The 26,316-nt window shown below is 68.9% G+C and carries 21 protein-coding genes; 8 read left to right on the top strand and 13 right to left on the bottom strand.

The genetic code is table 11. From position 1 onward, the window contains the following. Window positions 1-76: 76 nt before the first annotated feature. The 9 genes from ACW5DW_RS02830 to ACW5DW_RS02790 all read right to left on the bottom strand — a co-directional run bounded on the left by ACW5DW_RS02830 (window position 77) and on the right by ACW5DW_RS02790 (window position 10,263). A complete protein-coding gene (locus ACW5DW_RS02830; RefSeq protein ID WP_457017262.1) occupies window positions 77-1,360 on the bottom strand; it encodes a citrate synthase in 1,284 nt (427 codons plus the stop codon). Window positions 1,361-1,637: 277 nt separating this feature from the next. Next, a complete protein-coding gene (locus ACW5DW_RS02825; protein ID WP_457017261.1) occupies window positions 1,638-1,886 on the bottom strand; it encodes a type B 50S ribosomal protein L31 in 249 nt (82 codons plus the stop codon). A 74-nt stretch (window positions 1,887-1,960) separates the two neighbouring features. Next, on the bottom strand, window positions 1,961-2,899 hold the full coding sequence (locus ACW5DW_RS02820; RefSeq protein ID WP_457017260.1) for a nucleoside hydrolase: 939 nt from the start codon (window positions 2,897-2,899) through the stop codon (window positions 1,961-1,963). A 145-nt stretch (window positions 2,900-3,044) separates the two neighbouring features. Beyond that, window positions 3,045-5,153: an ATP-dependent DNA helicase RecG gene (recG, locus tag ACW5DW_RS02815; RefSeq protein WP_457017259.1), complete on the bottom strand. Its 2,109-nt coding sequence runs from the start codon at window positions 5,151-5,153 to the stop codon at window positions 3,045-3,047. A 13-nt stretch (window positions 5,154-5,166) separates the two neighbouring features. Beyond that, window positions 5,167-5,550 carry a RidA family protein gene (locus ACW5DW_RS02810; protein WP_457017258.1) on the bottom strand — a complete coding sequence of 128 codons (384 nt, stop codon included), beginning with the start codon at window positions 5,548-5,550 and terminating at the stop codon, window positions 5,167-5,169. Window positions 5,551-5,619: 69 nt separating this feature from the next. Then, entirely contained in the window at window positions 5,620-7,791 is a 2,172-nt protein-coding gene (locus ACW5DW_RS02805; RefSeq protein ID WP_457017257.1) for a RelA/SpoT family protein, read from the bottom strand. 455 nt (window positions 7,792-8,246) lie between these two features. Continuing rightward, the gene (rpoZ, locus tag ACW5DW_RS02800; RefSeq protein WP_457017256.1) at window positions 8,247-8,549 is read right to left on the bottom strand and encodes a DNA-directed RNA polymerase subunit omega; all 303 of its coding nucleotides are present in this window, start codon (window positions 8,547-8,549) and stop codon (window positions 8,247-8,249) included. A gap of 138 nt (window positions 8,550-8,687) precedes the next feature. Next, on the bottom strand, window positions 8,688-9,305 hold the full coding sequence (gene gmk, locus ACW5DW_RS02795; protein ID WP_457017255.1) for a guanylate kinase: 618 nt from the start codon (window positions 9,303-9,305) through the stop codon (window positions 8,688-8,690). A 109-nt stretch (window positions 9,306-9,414) separates the two neighbouring features. After that, window positions 9,415-10,263 carry a YicC/YloC family endoribonuclease gene (locus ACW5DW_RS02790; RefSeq protein WP_457018381.1) on the bottom strand — a complete coding sequence of 283 codons (849 nt, stop codon included), beginning with the start codon at window positions 10,261-10,263 and terminating at the stop codon, window positions 9,415-9,417. Between the two features lie 82 nt (window positions 10,264-10,345). On the opposite strand from ACW5DW_RS02790, the gene rph reads away from it, so the two are divergent. The 7 genes from rph (at window position 10,346) to ACW5DW_RS02755 (ending at window position 19,719) form a co-directional block, all read left to right on the top strand. Continuing rightward, complete coding sequence (rph, locus tag ACW5DW_RS02785) at window positions 10,346-11,071, top strand: ribonuclease PH (protein ID WP_457017254.1); 726 nt, start codon at window positions 10,346-10,348, stop codon at window positions 11,069-11,071. Beyond that, window positions 11,068-11,673, top strand: a complete 606-nt coding sequence (gene rdgB, locus ACW5DW_RS02780; RefSeq protein ID WP_457017253.1) for an RdgB/HAM1 family non-canonical purine NTP pyrophosphatase — start codon at window positions 11,068-11,070, stop codon at window positions 11,671-11,673. Before rph ends, rdgB begins: the two co-directional genes overlap by 4 nt. Window positions 11,674-11,774: 101 nt before the next feature. Then, the gene (hemW, locus tag ACW5DW_RS02775; protein ID WP_457017252.1) at window positions 11,775-13,022 is read left to right on the top strand and encodes a radical SAM family heme chaperone HemW; all 1,248 of its coding nucleotides are present in this window, start codon (window positions 11,775-11,777) and stop codon (window positions 13,020-13,022) included. A 61-nt stretch (window positions 13,023-13,083) separates the two neighbouring features. After that, window positions 13,084-15,396, top strand: a complete 2,313-nt coding sequence (locus ACW5DW_RS02770; RefSeq protein ID WP_457017251.1) for a DUF1631 family protein — start codon at window positions 13,084-13,086, stop codon at window positions 15,394-15,396. Further along, window positions 15,393-15,740, top strand: a complete 348-nt coding sequence (locus ACW5DW_RS02765; protein ID WP_457017250.1) for a PilZ domain-containing protein — start codon at window positions 15,393-15,395, stop codon at window positions 15,738-15,740. The genes ACW5DW_RS02770 and ACW5DW_RS02765 overlap by 4 nt, the downstream gene beginning before the upstream one ends. Window positions 15,741-15,900: 160 nt before the next feature. Beyond that, on the top strand, window positions 15,901-17,229 hold the full coding sequence (pepQ, locus tag ACW5DW_RS02760; protein WP_457017249.1) for a Xaa-Pro dipeptidase: 1,329 nt from the start codon (window positions 15,901-15,903) through the stop codon (window positions 17,227-17,229). Window positions 17,230-17,688: 459 nt separating this feature from the next. Continuing rightward, window positions 17,689-19,719 carry a sodium-translocating pyrophosphatase gene (locus ACW5DW_RS02755; protein ID WP_457017248.1) on the top strand — a complete coding sequence of 677 codons (2,031 nt, stop codon included), beginning with the start codon at window positions 17,689-17,691 and terminating at the stop codon, window positions 19,717-19,719. A 524-nt stretch (window positions 19,720-20,243) separates the two neighbouring features. On the opposite strand, the gene ACW5DW_RS02750 is transcribed toward ACW5DW_RS02755, so the two are convergent. Further along, a complete protein-coding gene (locus ACW5DW_RS02750; protein WP_457017247.1) occupies window positions 20,244-20,807 on the bottom strand; it encodes a hypothetical protein in 564 nt (187 codons plus the stop codon). 197 nt (window positions 20,808-21,004) lie between these two features. After that, window positions 21,005-22,585 (bottom strand): M91 family zinc metallopeptidase, encoded by a 1,581-nt coding sequence (locus tag ACW5DW_RS02745; protein ID WP_457017246.1) that lies wholly within the window; start codon window positions 22,583-22,585, stop codon window positions 21,005-21,007. Between the two features lie 205 nt (window positions 22,586-22,790). On the opposite strand from ACW5DW_RS02745, the gene ppa reads away from it, so the two are divergent. Then, a complete protein-coding gene (gene ppa / locus ACW5DW_RS02740; protein ID WP_457017245.1) occupies window positions 22,791-23,336 on the top strand; it encodes an inorganic diphosphatase in 546 nt (181 codons plus the stop codon). A 21-nt stretch (window positions 23,337-23,357) separates the two neighbouring features. Here the strand turns inward: ppa and ACW5DW_RS02735 are convergent, their stop codons facing one another. Together ACW5DW_RS02735 and ACW5DW_RS02730 are read right to left on the bottom strand one after the other, a co-directional pair. Continuing rightward, window positions 23,358-24,044: an ion channel gene (locus ACW5DW_RS02735; RefSeq protein WP_457017244.1), complete on the bottom strand. Its 687-nt coding sequence runs from the start codon at window positions 24,042-24,044 to the stop codon at window positions 23,358-23,360. Window positions 24,045-24,118: 74 nt separating this feature from the next. Next, on the bottom strand, window positions 24,119-26,305 hold the full coding sequence (locus ACW5DW_RS02730) for a carboxy terminal-processing peptidase (RefSeq protein WP_457017242.1): 2,187 nt from the start codon (window positions 26,303-26,305) through the stop codon (window positions 24,119-24,121). Window positions 26,306-26,316 lie beyond the last annotated feature (11 nt).

Raw genomic sequence — 26,316 nt, 5'->3', positions numbered from 1 at the left:
AAACGCCCAGCCCGTGAAGAACACAACAGAAAAAACGCCCCGCGATGCGGGGCGTCCTGTGGCCGATCCGACGCGCTCAGCGCTTGCCGGAAGGCACGTAGTCGCGCACGTCGCTGCCGGTGTAGATCTGGCGCGGGCGCCCGATCTTGGCTTCCGGGTCGACCTGCTGTTCCAGCCAATGCGCGACCCAGCCGGCGGTGCGGCCGATGGCGAACATGACAGTGAACATTTCGGTCGGGATCTTCAGCGCCTTGTAGATGATGCCGCTGTAGAAATCGACGTTCGGGTACAGCTTGCGCTCGATGAAGTAATCGTCCTGCAGCGCGGCCTCTTCCAGGCGCATCGCCACTTCCAGCAGCGGATCGTCGACGCCCAGCTCGCCCAGCACCTTGTGGGTCATCTCGCGGATGATCCTGGCGCGCGGATCGAAGTTCTTGTAGACGCGGTGGCCGAAGCCCATCAGGCGGAACCCCGACTCCTTGTCCTTGGCCTTGGCGACGGCCGAGGCGACGTTCTTCGGATCGCCGATCTCCTCGAGCATCTTCAGCACCGCCTCGTTGGCGCCACCGTGTGCGGGGCCCCACAGCGCGGTGATGCCGGCGGCGATGCAGGCATAGGGATTGGCGCCGGTGGAACCGACCAGGCGCACGGTCGAGGTCGAGGCGTTCTGCTCGTGGTCGGCGTGCAGGATGAACAACAGGTCCAGCGCCTTGGACACCACCGGGTTCAGTTCCAGCGGCTCGCTCGGCACCTCGAACATCATGTGCAGGAAGCGGTCGACGTACTCGTGGTTGTTGCGCGGATAGCGGATCGGCCAGCCGATCGAATAGCGGTAGGCGGCTGCCGCGAGCGTCGGCACCTTGGCCAGCAGGCGGATCGCGGCCTGACGGCGCTGCGCCGGATCATCCAGGTCCAGGGTGTCGTGGTAGAACGCCGACAGCGAAGCCACCGTGCCGGCCAGCATCGCCATCGGATGCGCGTCGTAGCGGAAGCCGTGCAGGAAGTTCTTCAGCGTCTCGTGCATCATCGTGTGATGCGTCACCTCATGCTCGAACTTCGCGAACTCCGCCTGGTTGGGCAGTTCGCCATTCATCAGCAGGTAGGCCACTTCCAGGAAGCTGGAATGCTCGGCGAGTTGCTCGATCGGGTAGCCGCGATACAGCAGCACGCCCTTGTCGCCGTCGATGTAGGTGATCGCGGACTTGCAGCTGGCCGTGGCGGTGAAACCCGAGTCGTAGGTGAAGAGCCCGGTTTCCCTGGTCAGCTTCGAGACGTCGACACAGTCGTTGCCGAGCGTGGGTTTCAGGATGGGCAGGTCGACGGACTTGCCGCCGGCGTTCAACACGACTTTGTCGGACACGGATGTGCTCCTCGTGGTTCTGACGTACGGACGGGCCCGTGGAGCCCGGCGACGGCGGTACAGCGGCTACCGCAGCGCAGCAATTATCGCACAGGCGGTTTGAGCACCGACTCGGACTTTGGTCCTGTCCGTCATGGCGTGGCGACGGCCGGAGCTATGCGCAGCCGGCAGGCGGCATCCGGCACGGAGCGCCGGAAAACGGGGGCCTGAAACGACGACGACCGCCCGAAGGCGGCCGTCTGCATGCGTGACGGGGAACGGAACGTTCCCGCTGCGCTTACTTCGCGTAGCGACGCTTGAACTTGTCGATGCGACCGCTGGTATCCATGACCTTGTTCTGGCCGGTGTAGAACGGATGCGTGGCCGAAGAGACTTCGACCTTGACCAGCGGGTATTCCTTGCCGTCGTCCCACTTGATCGACTCCTTGGTGGAGGCGGCCAGCGTGGAGCGGGTCAGGAACTTGAAATCGGAAGTCACGTCCTGGAAGACGACTTCGCGGTATACGGGATGGATGTCGGCCTTCATGGCGGTAACACCGTGACATTGCGCAGGGAAGCCCGGCATTGTAGCGGCAGCCCCTACCCCGCGCAAGCGGCCCTTCAAGCGGCCCCCAGCGCACGCCGGACCCGGGTCTCGAAGGCCGCCTGGTCGTAGCGCAGCAGGATCCGCGCCGCGTCGGGGCGCCCGGTCTGCCGGTTCCAGTCGACCACGGTGGCGCCGCGGCCGGGGCCCTGCTCCATGCAGACCTGGAGCGGGCGCTCGGCGAGCTCCACGGCGCCGTCCGGCGCCAGCGCCCAGGCCATGGCCAGCGCATCCGCGGCGAACCAGCGGTCGCCGCGCCGGTCCGCCGACCATTCGCGCGTCTGCCTGGAAATGCCGTCGAAGAAGCGGCCGGCGGCAGACCCGGTGGCCAGCCAGGCTTCCACCTGCGCATGCGGCAGGCCATGCGCCAGGGTGGCGTCCCAGTCGGCCAGGTCCAGGCGCGGGAAGGCCTCGAACACCAGGTGCGCGGCCTCGGGGTCGAAGTAGACGTTGAACTCGGCCGCCGGGGTGATGTTGCCGCGCCCGGCCACCGAGCCGCCCATCACCACCAGGCGGTGCACGCGCTCGGGCAGGGTCGGATCGAGCTTCAGCGCCAGCGCCAGGTTGGTCAGCGGGCCGAGGGCGACCAGCAGCAGGCGTCCGGCGTGCGCGTGCGACAGGCGCAGGATCGCCAGCGCCGCGTGTTCCTGCGCTGCCGCGCGCGTGGCTGGTGTGTAGCCGGTATCGCCGAAACCGTCCTGGCCGTGGACATAGGCCGCGTCCGGCGCGGCGTGCAGCAGCGGAGCGGAGCAGCCGGCGAACACCGGCACGTCTCCGCGACCGGCCACCTCGCACAGCTTCAGCGCGTTGGCCACGGTATGGCGCAGGCCGACGTTGCCAGCCGCGATGGTCAGGCCGACGATCTCGTGGGCCGGGTCATCGAATGCCATCAGCAGGGCGAGTGCATCGTCGACGCCGGGATCGGTGTCGATGAGGAGTGGGACGGAGGTGTTCATGGCGTCACCGGAATCGGGAATCGGGAATCGGACGGCCTGAGGCCTTGTCATCCCGGGCGGAGCGAGGGATCCCATACAGGCAAAAGCAGATCCCTCACTTCGTTCGGGATGACATCGGGAAGGGGATGGCATCGGAAGATGGCGATCAGGCGCCAGCGTAGCGCGCCGCGCTGCCGATCCAGCGGTCCACTACACGGTCGGCGACCTCGGGCGACGCCTGCATCAACGCGTCTGCGATGCGGTGCGCGTCCGGCAGCAGGTCGGCATCGCGGGCCAGGTCCGCGATGCGAAAGCCGACCAGCCCGGTCTGTCTCGTACCCAGCAGTTCACCGGGACCGCGCAGCTCGAGATCCTTCTCGGCAATCAAGAATCCGTCGCTGGTGGCGCGCATGGTTTCCAGCCGCTGCCTGGCCATCTGCGACAGCGGCGCCTGGTAGAGCAGCACGCAGCTGGAGGCCTGGCTGCCCCGCCCCACCCGTCCGCGCAATTGGTGCAGCTGCGACAGGCCCAAGCGTTCGGCGTTCTCGATGATCATCAGCGAGGCATTGGGCACGTCGACGCCAACCTCGATCACGGTGGTCGCCACCAGCAGGTCGATCTCGCCACGTTTGAAGGCGAGCATCGCCGCCTGCTTCTCGCCCGCCTTCATGCGCCCGTGGACGAAACCCACGCGCAGTCCGGGCAGCGCCGCGGTCAGCTGCTCCCAGGTGGTCTGCGCCGCCTGTGCGACGACCTCGTCGCTCTCGTCGATGATCGTGCACACCCAGTACGCCTGCCTGCCTTCGGCACAGGCGGCGCGGATGCGCTCGATCAGCTCCGGCCGCCGCCCCGCACCGAGCACGACCGTCTGCACCGGCGTGCGGCCGGGCGGCAGCTCGTCGATCGCAGAAACATCGAGGTCGGCATAGGCGGCCATCGCCAGCGTGCGCGGGATCGGCGTGGCGGTCATCACCAGCTGGTGCGGCACGATGCCGGCAGCCGCGCCCTTGTCGCGCAGCGCAAGGCGCTGGTGGACGCCGAAGCGATGCTGCTCATCGACGATCGCCAGCGCCAGGTCGCGAAACAGCACGCCCTCCTGCATCAGCGCATGCGTCCCCACCACCAGTTGCGCCGCGCCGCTCGCGGCATCGGCCAGCACCGCGCGGCGCGCGCGCCCGGACACCTTGCCCGCGAGCCAGGCTACGCGCACGCCCAGCGGTTCGAGCCACGCGCGCAGGTTGGCCAGGTGCTGCTCGGCCAGCAGTTCGGTGGGCGCCATCAGCGCCGCCTGGCGGCCGCTGCCGATCGCGACCAGCGCAGCCAGCGCCGCAACCACGGTCTTGCCGCTGCCCACGTCGCCCTGCACCAGGCGCAGCATCGGCATCGCATTGCGCAGGTCTGCGCGGATCTCGGCGAACACGCGCTGCTGCGCGCCGGTCAGCGCGAACGGCAGCGATTCAAGCAGGCGCTGCAGCATCCCGCCGTCGTCGGCGAGCGCAGGCGCGGCGTGCGACTGCAGCGCGATGCGCTGGCGGCGCAGGCTCAGGTGATGCGCCAGCAGCTCCTCCAGCGCCAGGCGCCGCTGCGCCGGATGGGTGCCGGCGAGCAATGCGCCGACATCAGCGCCGCGCGGCGGCCGGTGCAGCGTGAGCAACGCCTCGCGCAGCGTCGGCATTCCCGGCCCGCACGCGAGCAGCATTGGCGCGGGCAGCAATTCCAGCACATCGTCGCCGGGGAGCCGGTCCAGCGCTTGCCCGACCAGGCGGCGCAGCGTCGCCGGCCCGATGCCTTCGACCGCCGGATACACCGGATCGAGCGCATCGCCAAGCTCGCCGTCCTCGCCTTCGGCCAGCACGCGATAGCTCGGATGCACGATTTCCAGCCCCTGCTGCCCGGGCCGCGGCGTTCCGTAGGCGCGCACGCGCGCGCCGACGCGGAACTGGTTGACCTGCTGCGAACGGAAGTGGAAAAAGCGCAGGACCAGCGTTGACCCGGAGTCGTCCGCGATCGCCACGCGCAGCATCGGCCGGTAGCGGAAGCCGCGCTCGACCGCCTCGACGCGGCCCTCCACCTGCGCCGCCACGCCCGGCTGCAGCTGGCGGGCCGGCGTGATGCGCGTGCGGTCCTCGTACTGGCGCGGCAGGTGCAGCCACAGGTCCTGCAAGGACAGCAGGCCGCGGGCGGCCAGCTTTTCCGCCACCGCCGGGCCGACGCCCGACAGCGTCTTCAGTGCGACATCGCCGCTGGCCGTGAGTGCGGGCGCTGGCTTCGCCATCCCGTCGCGGGGATCAGCCGAGCACCATCACCGCATCGACCTCGAACAGCACGCCCTTGGGCAGCGCGGACACCTCGATGGTCGAGCGCGCGGGATACGGCGCCTCGAAGTACTCGGCCATCACCGCATTGACCGCAGCGAACTGCGACAGGTCGGTGAGGTACAGGCCGACGCGGACGATGTCGGCCATCGAACCGCCGGCCGCTTCCGCCACCGCACGCAGGTTGTCGAACGCGCGGCGGGCCTGCGCGTCGATACCGCCTTCGACCACTTCGCCGCTGGCGGGGTCGAGCGGGATCTGGCCGGAGAAGAACACCATGTTGCCTGCGCGCGTGGCCTGCGAGTAGGGGCCGATCGCGGCAGGGGCCTGGTCGGTCTGGATCGGGGTACGGGGCATCGGGCGTCTCGGTTCGGGATGGATCCGATTATAGGTCGGCAACGCGGCGCACGACGGCGCCCGTCCTCGCTACAGGCGCCGCACTCCGTGCACCACCGCAAGCCTGCGGGTGCGGCGGATGACGTCGGCCAGGTGCTGGCGGTTGCGGACCTGGATCCCGAAGCGGATCACGGCGACGCTGGCGTCGCGCTCGAGGTACTCCACGCCTTCGATGTTGGAGTCGGCCTTGGCGATCGCCGCAGCCACTTCGGCCAGTGAACCGGGCCGGTTCTCGGTTTCGATGATGAGCGCGACCGGATACTCGCCGATGACCTCGCGGTCCCAGCCGATCGCCACCCATCGGTCCAGCGATTTGCGGTATTCGGCGACGTTGGGACAGTCAAGCCGGTGCACGACGATGCCCTTGCCGGCGGTGTGGTAACCCATGATCTCGTCGCCGGGGATCGGCATGCAGCAGTTGGCGAAGCTGATCACGCCGCGCTCGTGGCCGGTGATCAGGATGCGCTCACCGCGGGGGTGCATGTGCTCGCCGGCGGGGACCGTGCCCGTCGCATCCGTCTGCGCCAGCGCCATGGCCACCTGCGAGGGCATGCGGTTGCCGAGTGCGATGTCGGCCAGCAGTTCTTCCAGGCGCGGATAGCGCAGTTCGCCCAGGTAGGCATCCAGGCGCGCCTGCGGCAGTCGATCGAGCGGGGTGCCCATGTCCTCCAGCGCACGGTCGAGCATGCGATGGCCCAGCGTCACCGCGTCCTCGTGCTCTAGCTGCTTGAGCTGGGCACGGATCGCGGTGCGGGCCTTGCCGGTGGCCACGAACTCCAGCCACTGCGGTTTGGGCAGCGAGGATTTCGCGGTGACGATCTCCACGGTCTGCCCGCTGACCAGCTTGGTGCGCAGCGGCACCAGCTTGCGGTCCAGGCGCGCGGCCACCGCGGTGTTGCCCACATCGGTGTGCACGGCGTAGGCGAAGTCGAGCGCGGTGGAGTTGCGCGGCAGCGAGAGGATGTCGCCCTTGGGCGTGAACAGGTAGACCTCGTCCGGGAACAGGTCGACCTTCACGTTCTCCAGGAATTCCAGCGACGAGCCGGTCGCGCGCTGCGATTCGAGCAGGTTGGCGATCCACGAATGCGCGCGCGCCTGCGCCCCGCTGGGGGCCGTGCCGTGCTTGTAGGCCCAATGCGCGGCGATGCCGCGCTCGGCGATCAGGTCCATCTCCTCGGTGCGGATCTGCACCTCGATGGGCGAGCCGTACGGGCCGAACAGGACGGTGTGCAGCGACTGGTAGCCATTGGCCTTGGGGATCGCGATGAAGTCGCGGAAGCGCCCGTCCAGCGGCTTGTACACCGAATGCGCCACCCCAAGCGCGTGGTAACAGTTCGCCACGGAGCCCACCACGACACGGAAGCCGAACACGTCCATCACCTGGGCGAACGTCTTCCCCTCCGAGCGCATCTTGTTGTAGATGCTCCACGGCGACTTGACCCGGCTCACCAGCCGGTACTCCAGGCCTTCGCTGGTCAGCCGCTGCGCCAGCTGCGCCTCGATCTTGGCCATCGCCTCGCGCCGCAGCATCGGCTGCCCGCGGATGTGCTTTTCCAGGATCAGGTGGCGCAGCGGATGCAGCGCGTGGAAGCCGCGGTCCTGCAGCTCGGCCTTGATCAGGTTCATGCCCAGGCGCTGCGCGATCGGCGCGTAGACCTCCAGCGTCTCCAGCGCGATGCGCTCGCGCGCAGGACCCGGCTGGGCGCCAAGGGTGCGCATGTTGTGCAGGCGGTCGCTGAGCTTGATCAGGATCACGCGCAGGTCGCGCGCCATCGCCAGCATCATCTTGCGGAAGCTTTCGGCGGCCGCCTCCTGGCGGTTGCTGAAGGGCAGCTTGTCGAGCTTGGTGACGCCGTCGACCAGTTCGGCCACGGTCTCGCCGAACTCTTCGGCCAGCTGCGCGCGGGTCAGCGGCGTGTCCTCGATGGTGTCGTGCAGGATCGCCGCGACGAGGGTTTCAACGTCGACCTTCTGTTCGGCCAGCACCTGCGCCACCGCCACCGGGTGGGTGATGTAGGGCTCGCCCGACCTGCGCGTCTGCCCCGCATGCGCCGCCGCGCCCACCGCCCAGGCCCGCCGCAGCAGCACGCGCTGGTCGGCCGGCAGATATCCCGCCGCGCGCTCGAATACACGCACGTAGTCCGGCACGTCCTCCTCGGACGAAGGCACGGGCTGGATCAGGACGGGAGCGTCGGAAGTCATCCCCTGAGCCTAATTGGAAGGCAGGAAATAGGGAATGGGGAGGCACCGCGAATCGGGGTGGGGACAGGCGTGACCCCTCGCGTGGCCCCTCGCCTGCGCCCGCGTCGCGTACGTGAATGCCGCGAAATAGCACACGGTCTTCTCCCAATCGGGAGGAAGGTGGACACGGTTTCTGGACGTCCCGCGCGGGCTTCGAATTGGACGCCGCGCCCTGGCGACCGGAGATCGCTTTCCGCTCGGTCAGGGCCGCTACGCGGTCCGGCCCGGCCCGGCACAGCATGCCGGGCGCTCGCGTGGATGCGCGGCATGCCGCGCAAGCCACCCACGCTCTCCCCTCGAATGGAGAAGGATCAAACAAAAGCCCCGCCGAAGCGGGGCCATGTCTAGTCACGTCGCGGGACTGCCACGGGCGAACCGGTGTTCCGGCTGCCCATTCCCGGGTCCCGCTCGGGTACTCAGGCGTCGTCGCCCTTCATGTCGTCATCGCCGGCAACCACTTCGGCGGCGGCCCATTCCAGCGCTTCGCGCTCCTTGCGCTGGCGCTCGGCCTTGTCGACGGCGTCGATGAAGGGCTGGTCGATGCGGCGCGCGGCGATCTCGCGCAGCGCCAGCACGGTCGGCTTGTCCTGCGCCTCGGCGTTGTCGATCTGCGGCTCGACGCCATTGGCAAGCTGGCGCGCGCGCTTGGCGGCCATCATGACGAGTTCGAAGCGGTTGTCGACGACTTCCAGGCAATCTTGCACGGTGATGCGGGCCATAGGTCTCCCGGCGGCCTGCGGCCGTCGATCAATTCGGATAGGACCGCGTATTCTATAGGAATTCGCGCCGCTGGCGCAATACCAACGTTTGGAATCAGTGACTTGCGGCAGAAACCGCGCTTGCGGCCGAGACTGGCTTCAGCCCTCGACCAGCAGCGCGGCGATCAGGCCGGCGTGGCGCTGCACCTGGATCGTGCGGCGCAGGCGGCTGGCCAGGAAGATCGCGCACATCTCGTCCACCGCGACCTCGAAGTCCTCGTTGACGATCACGTAGTCGAACTCGGCGTGGTGCGACATCTCCTCGCGGGCGTTGGCCATGCGCCGCGCGATGACCTCCTCGCTGTCCTGGCCGCGCTTGCGCATGCGCTCCTCGAGCGCGGCGCGCGAGGGCGGCAGGATGAATACGCTGACGGCATCGGGCACCTGCGACTTCACCTGCTGCGCGCCTTGCCAGTCGATCTCCAGCAGCACGTCGCGCCCGGCCGCCAGCTGCGGCTCGACCGACTGCCGGGCCGTGCCCTTCCAGTCGCCGTGCACCTGCGCGTACTCGAAGAAATCGCCGGCGCCGATCATCGCCTTGAACTCGTCGGCATCGACGAAGTGGTAGTGCTCGGCGTGACGCTCGCCCGGCCGCGGCGCGCGCGAGGTGAACGAGATCGACAGGCAGATGTTGCGATCCCGCGCCAGGCAGGTGTTGACGATGCTCGACTTGCCGGCGCCGGAGGGCGCGGCAACGATGAAAAGGGTTCCGCGCATCGGGCCGGGATTCTTGATTGCGGTCTGGGGATTGGACACGGCGGATTCGGCCTGGGTCGGTGCGCAATCGTACCGGCTTGGCGTCCGATCCCGAATTCCGCCCTCGCGGCTACTCGATGTTCTGCACCTGCTCGCGGATCTGGTCGATCAGCACCTTCAGCTCGACCGCGGCATTGCTGGTGCGGGCGTCGACCGACTTGGAGCCGAGCGTGTTGGCCTCGCGGTTGAACTCCTGCAGCAGGAAGTCCAGGCGGCGCCCGACCGGTTCCTTCTGCCGGAACACGCGGCGGATCTCGTCGATGTGGCTGGACAGGCGGTCGAGCTCCTCGTCCACGTCGAGCTTCTGCAGCGACAGCACCAGCTCCTGCTCCACGCGCGCGGGATCGGCGGCCTGGGCAAGCTCGGCCAGGCGCGCCTGCAGCTTGGCGCGCTGGCCGTCGCGGATCAGCGGCACCAGGCCGCGCACTTCGCCGGCGATGCGCTCGATGCCGTCCACGCGCTCCAGGATCGCGGTCACCAGCTTGCCGCCCTCGCGCTCGCGCGCGGCGATGAAGTCGGCGAGCACCACGTCGAGCAAGGCCAGCGCCTGCGCCTGCAGTTCGGCTGGATCGCCGGCCTGCGACTGCAGCACGCCCGGGAACTGCAGCAGCTCGACCAGGCCCACGCGCAGCTCCGGGAAGCGGCTTCGAAGTCCGCCGGCAAGCTCGCCCAGTCGATCGACCAGCGCCTCGTCCACCTGCAGCGACACGGCGCCTTCGCTAGCGCGCAGGCGCAGGGTCAGGTCGAGCTTGCCGCGCGAGACGCGTGTCGACACGCGTTCGCGCAGCGCGGGTTCCAGCGCGCGCAACTCGTCGGGCAGGCGCGCGCCCAGCTCGAGGAAACGGTGGTTGACCGCGCGCAGCTCGCAGCCGAGCGTGCCCCACGGGGTGTTGCGCTCGCCCGAGGCGTAGGCGGTCATGCTGCGGATCGACATCGGGCATCCAGTGCGTGCGGGGAGGCAATGGTAATCTGGGACCCCTTTTTCTGCCGGAAATCCACGCATGAGCATTGCCCGCCCCAGCGGCCGCGCGCCCGATCAATTGCGCGAAGTCCGCATCGAGCGCGGCTACACACGTCATGCGGAGGGCTCGGTGCTGGTCTCTTTCGGCCAGACCCGCGTGCTGTGCAACGCCAGCGTCGACAACAAGGTCCCCGGCTTCCTGCGCGGCAAGGGCGAGGGCTGGGTGACCGCCGAATACGGCATGCTGCCGCGCGCCACCCATACCCGCAGCGACCGCGAAGCCTCGCGCGGCAAGCAGGGCGGGCGCACGCTGGAGATCCAGCGCCTGATCGGCCGCACGCTGCGCGCCTGCATCGATCGCGGCGCGCTGGGCGAGCGCACCATCACCCTGGACTGCGACGTGCTGCAGGCCGACGGCGGCACCCGCACCGCGGCCATCACTGGCGCCTACGTCGCGCTGGTGGACGCGGTGCGCTGGCTGCAGAAGCGCCGCGAGATCACCCGCGACCCGGTGTTTGGCGCGGTGGCCGCGGTGTCGGTCGGCGTCTACCGCGGTGTGCCGGTGCTGGACCTGGACTACGCCGAGGACAGCAACTGCGACACCGACATGAACGTGGTGATGAACGACGGTGGCGGCTTTATCGAGCTGCAGGGCACGGCCGAGGGCCACGCCTTCCGCCGCGACGAGCTTGACGCCCTGCTCGGTCTGGCCGAAGGCGGCATCGCGACCCTGCTCGAACGCCAGCGGGAAGCGCTGGCGCAATGAGCACGGCGCCGCGGCCGCTGGTGCTGGCGTCCAGCAACGCCGGCAAGCTGGAGGAGTTGCGCGCGCTGCTGGCCGCCGATGGCTTCGAGGTGCGCGCGCAGACCGAGTTCGGTGTCGCCGACGCCGATGAAACCGGCCTGAGCTTCATCGAGAACGCGATCCTCAAGGCCCGCCACGCCTGCCGCGCCACCGGGCTGCCCGCATTGGCGGACGACTCGGGCCTGTGCGTGGATGCGCTCGACGGTGCGCCCGGCCTGTATTCGGCGCGCTACGCCGGTGGCCACGGCGACGCCGAACGCAACATCGACCAGCTGCTGCACGAGCTGGTCGATGTGCCCGACGAATGCCGCGGTGCGCACTTCGTGTGCGCGCTGGCGCTGCTGCAGCACGAGCACGACCCGCAGCCGATCGTGGTCGAAGGGCGCTGGCCTGGGCGCATCCTGCGCGAGCGCCGCGGCAGCGGCGGCCATGGCTACGACCCGGTGTTCCTGGATCCTGCGCACGGCCAGACCGCGGCGGAAATGCCGCTGGGCCTGAAGAACGGGCTGAGCCATCGCGGCCAGGCGCTCGTGCTGTTGCGCGAACGACTGGCGTGCGTCTGAACGAGCGGGCGATCCGCCCACGCGTCCCGCAAGCGCCAGTCGCTGACGTGCCATCCTTGGCGTTACCCATGTCGACTCCGGACACCCCGGCCCGGCCATCCATGGCCGGGCGCCCAGCGGAACGCGAACTGCCGGCCAGGCAGTTCGCAAGCGTGCCGCTTGGCCCGCCGCCGCTCTCGCTCTACGTGCACCTGCCCTGGTGCGTGCGCAAGTGTCCCTACTGCGATTTCAACTCGCACCAGGCGCGCGGGCCACTGCCGTTCGAGGGCTACGTCGACGCTTTGCTCGCCGACCTTGACCATGACCTGCCGCTGGTCTGGGGCCGCACCGTGCGTTCGGTGTTCTTCGGAGGCGGCACGCCAAGCCTGTTCCCGGCCGCCGCGATCGATCGCTTCCTGCAGGGGGCGTCGGCGCGCCTGCGCTTCGCGCCCGGGCTGGAGATCACCCTGGAGACCAACCCGGGCACGGCCGAGCACGGCCGCTTCAACGACTACCTGGCCGCCGGCGTGAACCGGATCAGCTTCGGCATCCAGAGCTTCGATGACGGCTGTCTGCAGCGGCTGGGCCGCATCCACGATGCCGCCCAGGCCGAGGCGGCGGTGAAGCTGGCGCAGGACGCCGGATACGACAATCTCAACCTGGACCTGATGTACGCCCTGCCCGGCCAGTCGCTGCCGATGGCGCTGGCGGATGTGGAACGCGCCGTCGCCCTGGCGCCCGCGCACGTCTCGCACTACCAGCTCACCCTGGAGCCGAACACCGTATTCGCCGCACGGCCGCCTGAAGGCGTTCCCGACGAAGACCTGGCCTGGGACATGCAGGAGCACTGCCAGGCGCTGCTGGCGCAGTCGGGCTACGCGCAATACGAGGTGTCCGCCTACGCCCGCCCGGGGCGCCAGTGCGCGCACAACCTCAACTACTGGCGCTTCGGCGATTACCTGGGGATCGGCGCCGGCGCGCACGGCAAGCTCACCCTGGGCGCGGAGCAGGCGATCCTGCGCCGCTGGAAGCTCCGCCATCCGACGGCATGGCTGGCGGCCGCTGGCACTGAAGCCGCCATCGGCGGCGACGAGCGTGTCGCTCCGGCGCAGCGCCCCTTCGAGTTCATGCTCAACGCGCTGCGGCTGGTGGACGGCTTTGCCATCTCGGATTTCGAGGCGCGCTGCGGGCTGCCCCTGGCTGCGATCGAGGCCCCGCTGGCGGAGGCCGTGGACAAGGGCTGGCTGCTGCGCGATGGCGCGCGCGTCGTGCCCACCGCGCTGGGACGCCGCTTCGGCAACGACGTCATCGCGCTGTTCCTCGATGAAGGCCCCGCGCCCGCAAGTGGGCAATCCGTCGCAGTCGTGTAAGTATTCGCGCACCTCGGGCCGGTCACAGGCGATGCCGACACACACTTCGAGAGACTCCGCGATGCCTCGGTCGATTGCCACCGCAGGGCTGCCGCGCCGGGTGCGCGCCGCGCTGGAAGCCGCACTGACCACGGTCACCGATGCCCTCGAGCCGAAGCTGGGATCGATGCTCGACGAGTTCGAGGAAGAACTGTTCCGACTGGCCGACCAGGCGCGCAGCCCCGGGATGGAGTCGGGCTACATGCAGACGCTGCGGGCCTTCCGCCTCAACCGGTCCGATCTGGTGCCGCGCTTCATCCTCGAGGTCGAGGCGTCGGTGGCGACCATCCGCAGCCCGGCGACCGCGCCCTTCGCGTCCGGCGCTTCGGATTCCGGCCGCCCGGCCCAGTCCGGCTTCGGCAAGTTGAGCCTGGTCGACGAGACGGTGATGGACGAGGGCATGGTGCTGCGCGAGATCGCCAGCCGCCAGGAAGGGCGCGCCAGCCTGGCGCTGCACCTGCTTGGCCAGCGCTTCGGCGTGCTCGCCGGCGCGCCGGCGTTCGACGCAGAGCGGCTGCCGCTCGGCCCGCACTCGGTCTGCCGCGCAATGGGCGCGGTGGCCAAGGCGCTGGACATCGAACACGATTCGCGCCTGCTGCTCTACCGCATCTTCGACCGGCACGTGATGTCGGGCTACCCGCAGGTGCTGGAGGGGCTCGACAGGCTGCTCGACCAGGAGGGCATCCTCAGCGGCCTGACCCATGTGCCTGTGCGTGTGCGGCCTTCGCCGCAGCGGACCGAAGACGTACGTGCGCCGGGAGCAGGTGCTGGCAGCGGCGATCGTGGCGCTTCGGGTGGCTCGGGCGAAGGCGCGGCAACAGCCGCCGACGCTGGACGGCAAGCCCCTGCCCGTGGCCCGCAGCGCCCGCATACCGGATGGCCTGGCGAGCCGATCGAGGCGCGCGAGGTCGACGAGCAGGTCGAGACCGAGCAGCTGCAGCAACTGCTGCACAGCCGCCGCGAGCTGCTCGGCAAGCTCCGCCCCGCCCGGCGCATGGCCGCTGGCGCGGTGATCAGCAGCGAGGACATGCACGCCGCACTCGGTCACCTGCAGGCGCAGCCACTGTCGGTGGCCGGCGCCCCGCAGACCCTGGCCGACGTCAAGCAGACCCTGCTTGCGCAGGCGCGCCAGCGCGGCGGCGTGCACGCGGAACTGTCGCCACGCGACAACGACACCTTCGAGTTGCTGGGCATGTTGTTCAGCAACCTCGAGGAAGAGATCCGTGCGGAGGCGCCGGCTGCGGCCCTGGTCAAGCGGCTGCAGGTGCCGTTGCTGCGCGTCGCGCTGCAGGACAGCGCGTTCTTCGTGCGCAGCCGCCATCCCGCGCGGCAGTTGCTGAACACGGTCGCCGAGAGCGCGGCCAAGTGGCTCGACGATGCCGATTTCGACCCGAACTTCCTGGCACCGCTGCAGGGCGCGGTCAACCAGATCGTGGAGAAGTACGACGGCGACATCGAGGTCTTCAGCGCCTCCAACGAGCAGCTGCAGACCCACCTGCAGGCGCAGGTCCGCAAGTCCGAATTGCTGGAGAAGCGGCACACCGAGGCCGCGCGCGGCAAGGAAAAGCTCGAAGTCGCCAAGCTCCGCGCCGCCGAGGTCATGGCCGAAGTGGTCGGCGACCAGCGCCTGCCGCGCTTCAGCCGCGCCCTGCTCAACCAGGCCTGGGCCGACGTATTGACCCTGACCCTGCTGCGCCAGGGCGAAGGCTCCGAAGCCTGGACCCGGCAGGTCGACGCCACCCGCCGCATCACCGAGGCCTGCACGCGCGACGACGCCGAGCGCGACCCGGAGCTGGTCGCGCACATCGAATCGGCGCTGGCCCAGGTCGGCTACCACGGCGACGAGGCCAGCGTCATCGCGCAGCGGCTGACCAGCAGCCGGTCGGACGAGGAAGACGGCGATCCGGCTTCGCGCACCGAGCTGGCGATGAAGCTCAAGGCGCGCACCCGGTTGGGTGAAGACGCCGAGCGCAAGAAGCCGGTGTTGCCGCCGCGCACGCCCGATGAGCAGGCCCGCTACGAGCAGTTGCGGGTGCTGCCGTTCGGCACCTGGATCGAGTTCACCACCAACCAGCAGGGCGACGTGGTGCGGCGCCGACTGTCCTGGTACAGCCTGCTCACCGGCAACGCCCTGTTCGTCAACAATCGCGGCCAGCGCATGGGCGAGCAATCGCTCGACAGCGTGGCGCGGCTGCTGGCTTCGGGACAGGCGAAGATCGTCACCAGTGGCCAGGCGCGCCTGGTCGACCGCGCCTGGCAGGCGGCGATGCACGCGCTGCGCAGTTTCGCCGGGCTGGGCGAACGCGGCGACGCAGCCCCGGAGGCGCAGCCATGACGCAAGAGTTCCGGCGCGCCAAGCGGCGCAAGGCCTCCGACACCATCCTGGTCACCGACACGATGACCGGGCATGTGATCGGCCGCATCGGCAACGTGTCCCAGAGCGGCATGCTGCTGATTGCCAGCGAACCGCTGGTCGACGACGCGCTGTACCAGCTGCAGTTCACCCTGCCCCACGACCAGGGGTCGGTCGCGGTCGACGTCGGCGCGCACCTGTTGTGGATGGACCACGCCAGCGCGCGCTCGCAGCTGTGGGCGGGCCTCCGCTTCATCGCGCTGGGCGCCGAGCAATCGCGGCGCTTGCACAGCTGGATCGAGGCGCCGGGGAGTCATTACGAGTAACTGGGATTGCACTCGGCATCCGCAGGCGCGGACGCTGGGATGGGCGCGGCCGGAAGCTGTCATCCCGAGCGCAGCGAGGGACCTGACGTGGCGCGGCGCCTGCAGTGGTCGGGGCCTTGCGGCAGAATGACGCCACGTTCTCACGCGGAATTCCCCCACCATGCCCACTGCCGCCTCCCTCTACGCCGACCATCTGGCCACCCTGCAGGCCCGCACCGCGACCGCGCTCGAGCGCGGCGGTTTCGAGCATCTGGTGGTGCCCAGCGGCACGCTGCACTACCAGGTCTTCGACGACCGCGACTATCCCTATGCCGCCAACCCGCAGTTCAAGCACTGGCTGCCGCTGACGCGCAACCCGGGCAGCTGGATCGTCGCCACCCCGGGCGCGAAGCCGAAACTGGTCTACCTGCAGCCGCGTGATTATTGGCATGTGGTGCCGCAGGCGCCGGAAGGCTATTGGGTCGAGCACTTCGACATCGTGGTGGTCCGCAAGCCCGAGGACGCACTCAAGCACCTGCCGCGCAATGCGCAGCGCTGCGCGGTGCTGGGCGAGGCGCAGAGCGCGCTGGGCAAGTACGGCGCGTTCCAGCCCAACAATCCGCAGCCGGTGCTCGACTACCTGGAATACCACCGCGCCTTCAAGACGCCGTACGAGATCGAGATGATGCGCGAGGCGACCCGCCGCGGCGTGCGCGCGCACCAGGCGGCCGAGCGTGCCTTCCGCGCCGGCTCCAGCGAGTTCGGCATCCACCTGTCGTACTGCCAGGCGGCCGGCCAGGACGCGGGCGAGCTGCCCTACTCCAACATCGTCGCGCTCAACGAGCATGGCGCGGTGCTGCACTACACCGAACTCGATCGCGTGCCGCCAAAGCCCATACGCAGCTTCCTGCTCGATGCCGGTGCCAGCCACGGCGGCTACGCCTGCGACATCACCCGCACCCACGCGCAGGACACCGCCGGCGATTTCCAGGCGCTGATCGATGCGGTCGACACGGCCGAACAGGCGATGTGCGCGCAGGTGCGCAGCGGCGTCGACTACCGGCAGCTGCACCTGGACGCGCACCTGGCGCTGGCCGGCATCCTCAGGGACGCAGGCGTGAGCACCGTGTCGGCCGAGGAAGCAGTGGCTACAGGCGTCAGCAGCGCGTTCTTCCCGCACGGCATCGGTCACGGGCTTGGCCTGCAGGTGCACGACGTCGCCGGCTTCGCGGCCTCCGATCGCGGCGGCACCATCCCCAAGCCCGAAGGCCATCCCTACCTGCGCCTGACCCGCAGCCTGGAGCCGGGCTTCGTGGTCACGATCGAGCCGGGCATCTACTTCGTCGACATGCTGCTGGAAGACCTCAAGGCCGCAGGCCGCGGCGGCAGCGTGAACTGGGACCGCGTCGAGGCGTTCCGCCCCTACGGCGGCATCCGCATCGAGGACAACGTGGTGTGCACCGACGGCGATCCGCTCAACCTCACGCGCGAGGCATTCGCCGCGGCCTGATCGGCAGCTGTCGATGGACTGGCCTGGGCGCCTGGCCAGGGCTGGGCAGGCGTGGTCGCTTGCGGCGACGTCTGCGCCCTTGGTTTGTCATCCCGAGCGTAGCGAGGGATCTCGCCCAAGCCGCGCGACGATGATGAAGAGCAGACCCCTCGCTGCGCTCGGGATGACATTTGCCGTGCGGCCGCACGCTCATGCCGCACGGCCATGCCGAGCGCAGCCATGGGATCCGGCCCGCAGCAAGTGGAGCAGACGCTGCCCACTGACTCCGGATGGCCAGAACAGCCGGGACACCACGCCGGAACCGCTCAAATCCAGCCATACGACGACCCGTTGCCGTGCTGCAACATTCCCTGCGCCCAAAATCGGTAAGAATCGGTTCACCGGCCGGGCCGGCCGTCATGGTCGAGCCCCGCCCGGAATTCGTGTTCTTTTCACGCTCCACTTTTCGGGGAAGGATTCATGCTCGAGCAGTACGGATTGGCGCTGGCACTGGTGTGTGCAGTGATTGCGATCGTCTACGGCATCATCCAGGCGCAGTGGATCAACCGGCAACCGGCCGGCAACGAGCGCATGCAGGAAATCGCAGGCGCGATCCAGGAAGGCGCGCGCGCCTACCTCAACCGGCAATACCTGACGATCGGCATCGCCGGCGCGGTGCTGTTCGTGCTGGTCGGGATCTTCCTGGACTGGTACACGGCGATCGGCTTCCTGCTCGGCGCGGTGCTGTCCGGGGCGGCCGGCTACATCGGCATGAACGTCTCGGTACGCGCCAACGTGCGCACCGCCGAAGCCGCGCGCAGGGGCATCGGCCCGGCGATGGACGTCGCCTTCAAGGGCGGCGCGATCACCGGCATGCTGGTCGTGGGCCTGGGCCTGCTGGGCGTGGCCGGCTATTGGGCGGTGCTCAACTTCGGCTTTCGCCTGCCGACTTCCGAGGTGCTGCACGCGCTGGTCGGCGTCGCCTTCGGCTCGTCGCTGATCTCGATCTTCGCGCGCCTGGGCGGCGGCATCTTCACCAAGGGCGCCGACGTCGGCGCCGACCTGGTTGGCAAGGTCGAGGCCGGCATCCCCGAGGACGACCCGCGCAACCCGGCGGTGATCGCCGACAACGTGGGCGACAACGTCGGCGACTGCGCCGGCATGGCCGCCGACCTGTTCGAAACCTACGCGGTCACGGTGATCGCGACGATGCTGCTGGGCTACCTGATGGTCGGCGAGGTCGGCAGCAACGGCGTGCTGTACCCGCTGGTGCTGGGCGGCGTGTCGATCATCGCCTCGATCATCGGCACGTTCTTCGTCAAGGTGAAGGCGGGCGGCTCGATCATGGGCGCGCTGTACAAGGGCGTGATCGTCTCGGGCGTGTTGGCGGCGATCGCCTACTTCCCCATCACGCAGGAGCTGATGGCCGACAACAGCCATGGTGCGATGAACGTCTACTGGTGCGCGCTGATCGGCCTGGCGCTGACCGGCGCGATCGTGTGGATCACCGAGTACTACACCGGCACCCAGTACGCGCCGGTGCGCCACGTGGCGCAGGCCAGCACCACCGGCCACGGCACCAACATCATCGCTGGCCTCGGCATATCGATGAAGTCGACCGCGCTGCCGGTGGTGGCGGTGTGCGCGGCGATCTGGTCCTGCTTCGCGCTGGGCGGCCTGTACGGCATCGCGATCGCGGCGACGGCGATGCTGTCGATGGCGGGCATGATCGTGGCGCTTGATGCCTACGGCCCGATCACCGACAACGCCGGCGGCATCGCCGAGATGGCGGAACTGCCGCCCGAGGTGCGCGACGTCACCGACCCGCTCGATGCAGTCGGCAACACCACCAAGGCGGTGACCAAGGGCTATGCGATCGGTTCGGCTGCACTGGCGGCACTGGTGCTGTTTGCCGACTACACGCACAACCTCGAGGCGGCCAACCCGGGCGTGACCTACGCCTTCGACCTGTCCGACCACAAGGTGATCATCGGCCTGCTGATCGGCGGCCTGATCCCCTACCTGTTCGGCGCGATGGCGATGGAAGCAGTGGGCCGCGCAGCGGGTAGCGTGGTGGAGGAAGTGCGCCGCCAGTTCCGCGAGATCCCGGGGATCATGCAGGGCACCGCGAAGCCGGACTACAGCCGGGCCGTGGACATGCTGACCAAATCGGCGATCAAGGAAATGATCGTGCCCTCGCTGCTGCCGGTCGCGGTTCCGGTCGTCGTCGGCCTGCTGCTGGGGCCGGAGGCGCTGGGTGGGCTGCTGATCGGCACGATCGTGACGGGCCTGTTCGTGGCGATCTCGATGACCACGGGCGGCGGCGCCTGGGACAACGCCAAGAAGTACATCGAGGACGGCAACTTCGGCGGCAAGGGCTCGGAGGCGCACAAGGCCTCGATCACCGGCGACACGGTGGGCGATCCCTACAAGGACACCGCCGGCCCGGCGATCAACCCGCTGATCAAGATCATCAACATCGTCGCGCTGCTGATGGTGCCGCTGCTGTAGCGGGGGCGTAGCCACGACATGAAAAGGGCGGCCTTGCGGCCGCCCTTTTCTTTGGTCCTTCTCCCAGTCGAAGGAGTCGGCCGACTTGCAAGCGACTGGATCGAGCCTGCGGCAGGGGCCGCCCCGGACCGGGGGTTGCTCCCCGGCTCGGTCAGCCATCCATGGCTGACTCGCCGCCGCAGCGCATCCATGCGCTGCTTTCCGCAACCCCCGCCCCGAAACGACTATCGTCCAGTCACTGGCGTGGCTTCGAAAAAGCTGGCCATCGAAGCATCACGGCAGCAGTCGCAGTGAGTCGTGCCCTGGCGACCGGGGGTCGCGGAAAGCAAAACATGGATGTTTTGCGCGCGAGTCAGGGCAGGATGCCCTGACCGAGCGAAGAGCGACCCCCGGTCGACAGGGCGCGGCGGCCAATCGAAACCGCGGGCCATCGCGCCGCGCCTGCAGAGGGCGAATCGACGCACACGACCAGGTCACTGGCATGCGCGTCACCCGACACGCAACGCAACCGCAAGACCGTCCGCTCATCGCTCCGCGAACGCACCGCGCGCGCAGTCGAACCAGGGCGTGCACAGTTCCCGCTGCGCGCTGGCGTCGGTCGTCTGCCAGACCTCGACCCCAGCGCCGCGCTCCGGCGCGAAGAACCGGTCCTGCTCGAACGGCGCCACGCCCAGGCACCAGCGCAGGCGCTGCGGTGCCGACGATGGGATCGAAAAGCGGAAGCCGTCCTCGAGCACCGCGCCGGCCTCGAGCTTCAGCGCCAGTGGCGTATGCGGGCTGGCGGGGCCGGTCGGCCCAGCCGGCGCCGGGCGCGCGACATGGCGCAGTACCACGGCACCATCGCCGGTGTCCTCGAAGCTTGGCGCAGCGACCGCGCCCTTGGTCTGTCGTCCGCTCAGGACCGCATGCCGATCGCCGCGATCGAAAACGACCATCGCAGTCTCGCCGGCGTTGCGCAGCCGGTAACGCAGCTCGACCGTATCGGCCGAGGGCATGGACAGCTGCACCTCCAGACGCAGATTTCCGCTTTCGACGCTGGTGGAATCGGAGATCGTCGGGCGCATGGGTTTGCTCGGCTGCGTGGGCATGGACGCATTCTCGGCGGCCGCGGGCAGGCCGGTCATCATGGCAGCGGCCAGCAGCAGGCACGGCAGCCATGCCGCGCGGGTGCGCCTGGCGAGAGCCCTGCCGTTGTCAGCCCGGCCTACGAAAAACGGGCAGCCTGCGCTGGACGCAGGCTGCCCTCTCCATCCCTGGAGCGCGTGATCACGGCTCCCTGCCACGATCACAACCTGTAGCTGGGACGATCCGGCAGGCCCAGCTCCTCGCGCAGGCCGTTCTCGGTCAGGTGATCCGGATTGGCCGTGGTGGAAGGCGTGGCGGGATTGCCGTCGAAGTCGAAGGCGGGGGCCGTGGTCTCCAGCCCCACTGCCTGCCGCTCGGAGTTGGAAATGCCGCGGTCGGCCGCGTCGGGCCCGCTGTAGTTGCCCGGCTGCAACGTGCCGTTGGCGAAGTTGTAGGCGTGCGACATCTCGTGGTACAGCACCACCACCGGTGCGGGGAACGCGTCCATGTGGAAGGACGGGTTGTAGCGGATGTCGGTCTGCACGCCCGGGCCGGCGACGCCGTTGGTGATCTGCACGTCAGGCCAGGTGGCGCCATCGTTGGCCGGCATCGCGTAACCGTTGTGTTCGTTCGAGAGTTCCTTGATCGTGACCGTGTTGCCCTTGCCGGCCGCGGTGGCATCGAACTCGGCCAGCATGCGCTGGCCGTTGGGCGAGCCGCGCAGGAACTCGATCTCGGCCTGCACCCGCTGCACGAAGGCATCCGAACCCTCGACGCGCAGGCTGCTGCCCGCCTGCGGATCGATCTCGACATTGATCACCGTCGGCCGCGTGCCGGTGGCGGCATTGATCAGGTCGCCGGACTCGGCGTAGACGGTGGTGCGATCGCCGGCACCTTCGATGGTGTCGCGGCCGGCGCCCGCATGGATGCTGCTGGCGCCGCTGGCGGCATGGAGGGTGTCGTCGCCCAGGCCACCGGAGACCATGTCGCCGGTGCCGCGGCTGCGGATGGTGTCGTTGCCTGCGCCGCCCTCGAGGAAGTTGCGGCCGGCGCCGCCGTCGATGGTGTCGTTGCCGTCGCCGCCGTGGATCACGTCGACACCGCGGCCGCCCTGGATGACGTCGTCGCCGCTGCCGCCGAACACGTCGTTGCGGCCACCTCCGGTCAGGGTAACGCTGTCGTTGCCCACGCCGGCGTCGATGCGGTTATCGCCGCTGCCGGCGATGTCGACCTTGTCGTCGCCCTCGCCGGTGTCGGCGACGATGTTGACGGTGACGTTGGACGCCACTTCGATCACGTCATCGCCTGCACCGGTGCGGATCGTCAGCTCCTGTCCTTCCGCCATGGTCACGGCATAGGACTGCCCGTTGACGCTGACGTCGAGGGTGCCGTCGTCGCGCTGGCTCACCCCGATGCTGTCGTTGGCGCTGCCGGTGGAGAGCACCAGCTGGTCGGCGCTGACATAGGTCTGGCCGGCGCCGGCATCGCCGATGGTGCGCTCGCGGGCGATCTGGATGTCGCCGTCGCGGTGCAGCGGCTCGATCCGGACCTGCTTGCCGTCCGGCGTCTGTCCCAGGGTGAGCTCGGCCGGGTTGCTGCGGGTGCCGTCGATCTCCGTCGCCCCGAAGCTCGGCAGGAACGACAGCCATGAGGTGTCTTCGACGGTGCCGGGATCGATCGGGTCGAACTCCAGGTCCGTCGGCGAGGCCAGGCGGTTGCTGTCCACGGAGGGGTCTTCCCAGTAACCGTCGGTACGCGGCAGGGCGGCGTCGGCAACGCGGGAGGTATCGGTGATGGACATGGCGGGGACTCGCAGGACCGGATGACAGGGTCATATGTACGCCTGCGTATGGCCATCGCCCAGCTGGGGCGTACCCTGCCTCGGGAAAACCCTGTATCCGCGCTGCTGCCCTGCCGGCGGCGTTTACTGCATCGCAGCATGTGCTCGCGTAGAATGCCGCTCCCACCATGCGGGCCGTGCGCCCGCGCCGCAGGAGTTGCGCCCCATGGGTCTCGGCCACGTCTCCACCGGGAAGAATCCCCCGGACGAAATCAACGTCATCATCGAGATTCCCAAGGACGCCGAGCCGGTCAAGTACGAAGTCGACAAGGAGAGCGGCGCGATCTTCGTCGATCGCGTGTTGTCCACGCCGATGCGCTACCCCTGCAATTACGGCTATGTCCCCAACACGCTCTGCGGCGACGGCGACCCGGCCGACGTGCTGGTGGTGCTGCCGCTACCGCTGGTGCCTGGCTCGGTGATCCGCTGCCGCCCGGTGGGGGTGCTGAAGATGACCGACGAGGCCGGCAGTGACGAGAAGCTGCTGGCGGTGCCGATCAGCAAGGTGTTCCAGGGCTATGCCCACGTCGAGAACATCGACCAGGTGAGCACCCACTGGCTCGAACGCATCGGCCACTTCTTCGAGCACTACAAGGATCTCGAGAAGGGCAAGTGGGTCAAGCTCGAAGGCTGGGGCGGCGCCGAGGAAGCGAAGAAGATCCTCGTGTACGCGATCGAACGCCACAACGCGGACGTCGCGGCGAGGGCCTGATGCATCGGGCGCGCCGCGCGCTCAGGGCCGCGCCGGCGGCCGCCCGAGGATCGTCAGCCCGATCAGCCGCGACACCACCAGCGCGATATACATCACGCCGGCAAACGCCTCCAGCATGACCAGCGCGCGCGCCGCCGGCCGGATCGGGAGGATGTCGGTCAGCCCGACGCCCGAGAGCGTGCTGAAGCTCAGGAAAAGCAGCTCCGTCCAGCTGCGCGGCAGATGCGGATCCACCGCGGCCAGGAAGCTGCCGGGGAACCAGTACTGGCAGGCCGCATAGGCAAACGCGAATCCCCAGGCCAGCAGGGTGAACGTCGCGCCGGCCGCATACAGCTCGTCGCTGGTGACCTTGTGGTCGCGCAGCATGTATGCAATCAGAGCCGCGGCCGTATAGAAGTACAGCGCCGCCTCCAGCAGATAGGCGTACACCAGCACGCCGGGCTGGCCCGAGAGCACCGACCACACCGACAGCAGGACGGACGCCGCCGCCAGGCACAAGGCGATCCGGTTGCTGGCCGCGCTGCGGTTGACCACCCACAGCGCCAGCACCAGCACCAGTATCCCGAACGCACCGAAGACCGCGCGACCCGCTGGGGTGCCCTCCATGGCCGGGTACAGCAGCACACCGGCCAGCTGCACCAGCAGCAGCCAGGCCGAGGGATGGCGCTTGGCTGCCACCAGCAGCCGCAATGAACGGAATGAGGGCATGGGCCGGGATTATCCGTGCGGCGACCGGCGCGCCGCCATGTGCGCACCGGTCATCCGCAAACCCTTCGTCAGGGCTACTGCGTCCAGCGCCCCGGGCCGGTCGACTCTGGCAGCACCTGCGCCGCCAGGGGGCGGTCCTGGTCGAGCAACCTGACCGCATCGGACAGGATCGCGGCCGATTCATTCAGCAGCGGATCCGGGCGCTTCTCGGCGGCCTTCTCGCGGGCCGCGTCCTCGGCCACATTGCGTTCGCCCGCCTGCAGGCCGTCATCGTTGCTGCTCTCGGCCAGCGGATCAAGCGCCAGACCCAGGGTCTTGCGCTCTTCCTGGCGACGCTTGCGCTTGGCCTCGTCGCGGTCGCGCTCGGCGCGGCGCTCGGCCTCGTTGAGGGAGACGTACTTCTTCTCGCGCTCGGCGCGGAACTCGGCCACGTCCTCCGACCACCAGCGGAACTCGTGGTCGCTGGCCACGCGCTGGTCATGCAGGGTCTGCAGCTTGGGCAGCAGCGGCGCGAAATCGCCGTAGCGCTGATGCGGCACCGCCGCGATCTGGCGCCACTCCAATGCGTTGTCGTAGGTGCTCTCGCCAAACTCGCTGGCGTCGACCGTCACCGGGAAGGCCAGGTCGGGCACGACGCCGCGGTTCTGCGTGCTGCTGCCGCCGGGCAGGAAGAACTGCGCGATGGTCAGCTTGACGTGGCCATAGCGGTCGCCCTCGGACGCTGGCCAACGGTCGAGCGGGACGATGTTCTGCACCGTGCCCTTGCCGAACGAGGTCTCGCCGATGACCAGGCCGCGGCCATAATCCTGGATCGCGCCGGCGAAGATCTCCGACGCCGAAGCCGAGCCGCGGTTGATCAGCACGGCCAGCGGACCGTCCCAGGACACGCCCGCGGTCCGGTCGCTCTCCACGCTGATGCGGCCGCCGGATTCGCGCACCTGCACCACCGGGCCCTTGTCGATGAACAGGCCGGTGAGTTCGATCGACTCGTTGAGCGAGCCGCCGCCGTTGTTGCGCAGGTCCAGCACCACGCCATCGATGCCGTCTGCGCGGAACTCGCCGAGCAGCCTGGCCACGTCGCGCGTGGCCGAGGTGTATTCGCCATCGCGGCTGCGGCGGCCTTCGAAATCCTGGTAGAAGGCCGGCAGCTTGATCACGCCGATGCGCTGCTCGGCACCGCCCTCGACGCCCGGGATGGTGATGATCTCGGATTTGGCCGCCTGTTCCTCGAGCTTGATGCGCGCGCGGTTGAGCACGATGCGCACCGGCGTGCTGTCCAGCGTCGCCTCGCCGGGGATCACGTCCAGGCGCACCTTGGTTTCCTTGGGGCCCTTGATCTTCTCGACCACGTCATCGAGGCGCCAGCCGACTACATCTTCCATCGGCCCGCTGGCGCCCTGTCCCACGCCGACGATGCGGTCGCCGGGCTTGAACTTGCCGCTCAGCGCCGCCGGCCCGCCGGCGATCAGCTCGCGGATCACGACCACGTCGTCCTGCTTCTGCAGCTGCGCACCGATGCCTTCGAGCGACAGCGACATGCTCTGCGTGAACAGTTTTGCCGTGCGCGGGCTCAGGTAGTCGGTGTGCGGATCGACCGTCGAGGTGTAGGCATTGAGGAAGGTCTGGAACGCATCCTCCTGCTTGAGCGCGGCGACATTGTTGGCGAGGTTGAGGTAACGCCGGTCGAGCGTCTTGCGGATCTCGTCGGCATTCTTGCCGGCGAGCTTGAGGCGCAGCCAGTCGTTGCGGACCGACTGCTTCCACAGCACGTCGAGCGCGGCGGCGTCGCTGGCCCAGGGCGCATCCTCGCGGTCGTACTCCCAGCGATCCTCGCCGGTGAAGTCGAAGATGTCCTCTTCGAGCAGGCTGCGCGCGGAGGCGACACGGTCGGCCACGCGCTGCTTGTAGATGGCGAACATCGTGTAGGCGGGTTCGAGGTTGCCGCTGCGCACGTTTTCGCCCATCGAGGCCCGGTAAGCCTGGAAGCCCGCGATGTCCTGGGCGCTGAAGAACAGCTTCGAACCGTCCAGCGCCTCCAGGTAGTGGTCGAAGATCTCGACCGACATGGTCGCGTCGAGCGGACGCGGCCGGTAGGCATAACGGCTGTCCGAAAGCAGGCCGTAGACAAGCTTGGAGGTGGTCACCTGCTCGGCGGTGGGCGCACCCGGCAGCGCATCGCCCTCGCTGCGCGCCATCAGCCCAAGCGGCACGGCGAGCACCAGGGCGATCAGGGTCACGGCGGTGAGGCGATTCAATTTCATCGAGAACGATC

Source organism: Luteimonas sp. A482 (genome assembly GCF_054072655.1).
The sequence above is the reverse complement of the archived record's forward strand: the minus strand, read 5'-3'. Positions and strand labels throughout refer to the sequence as shown.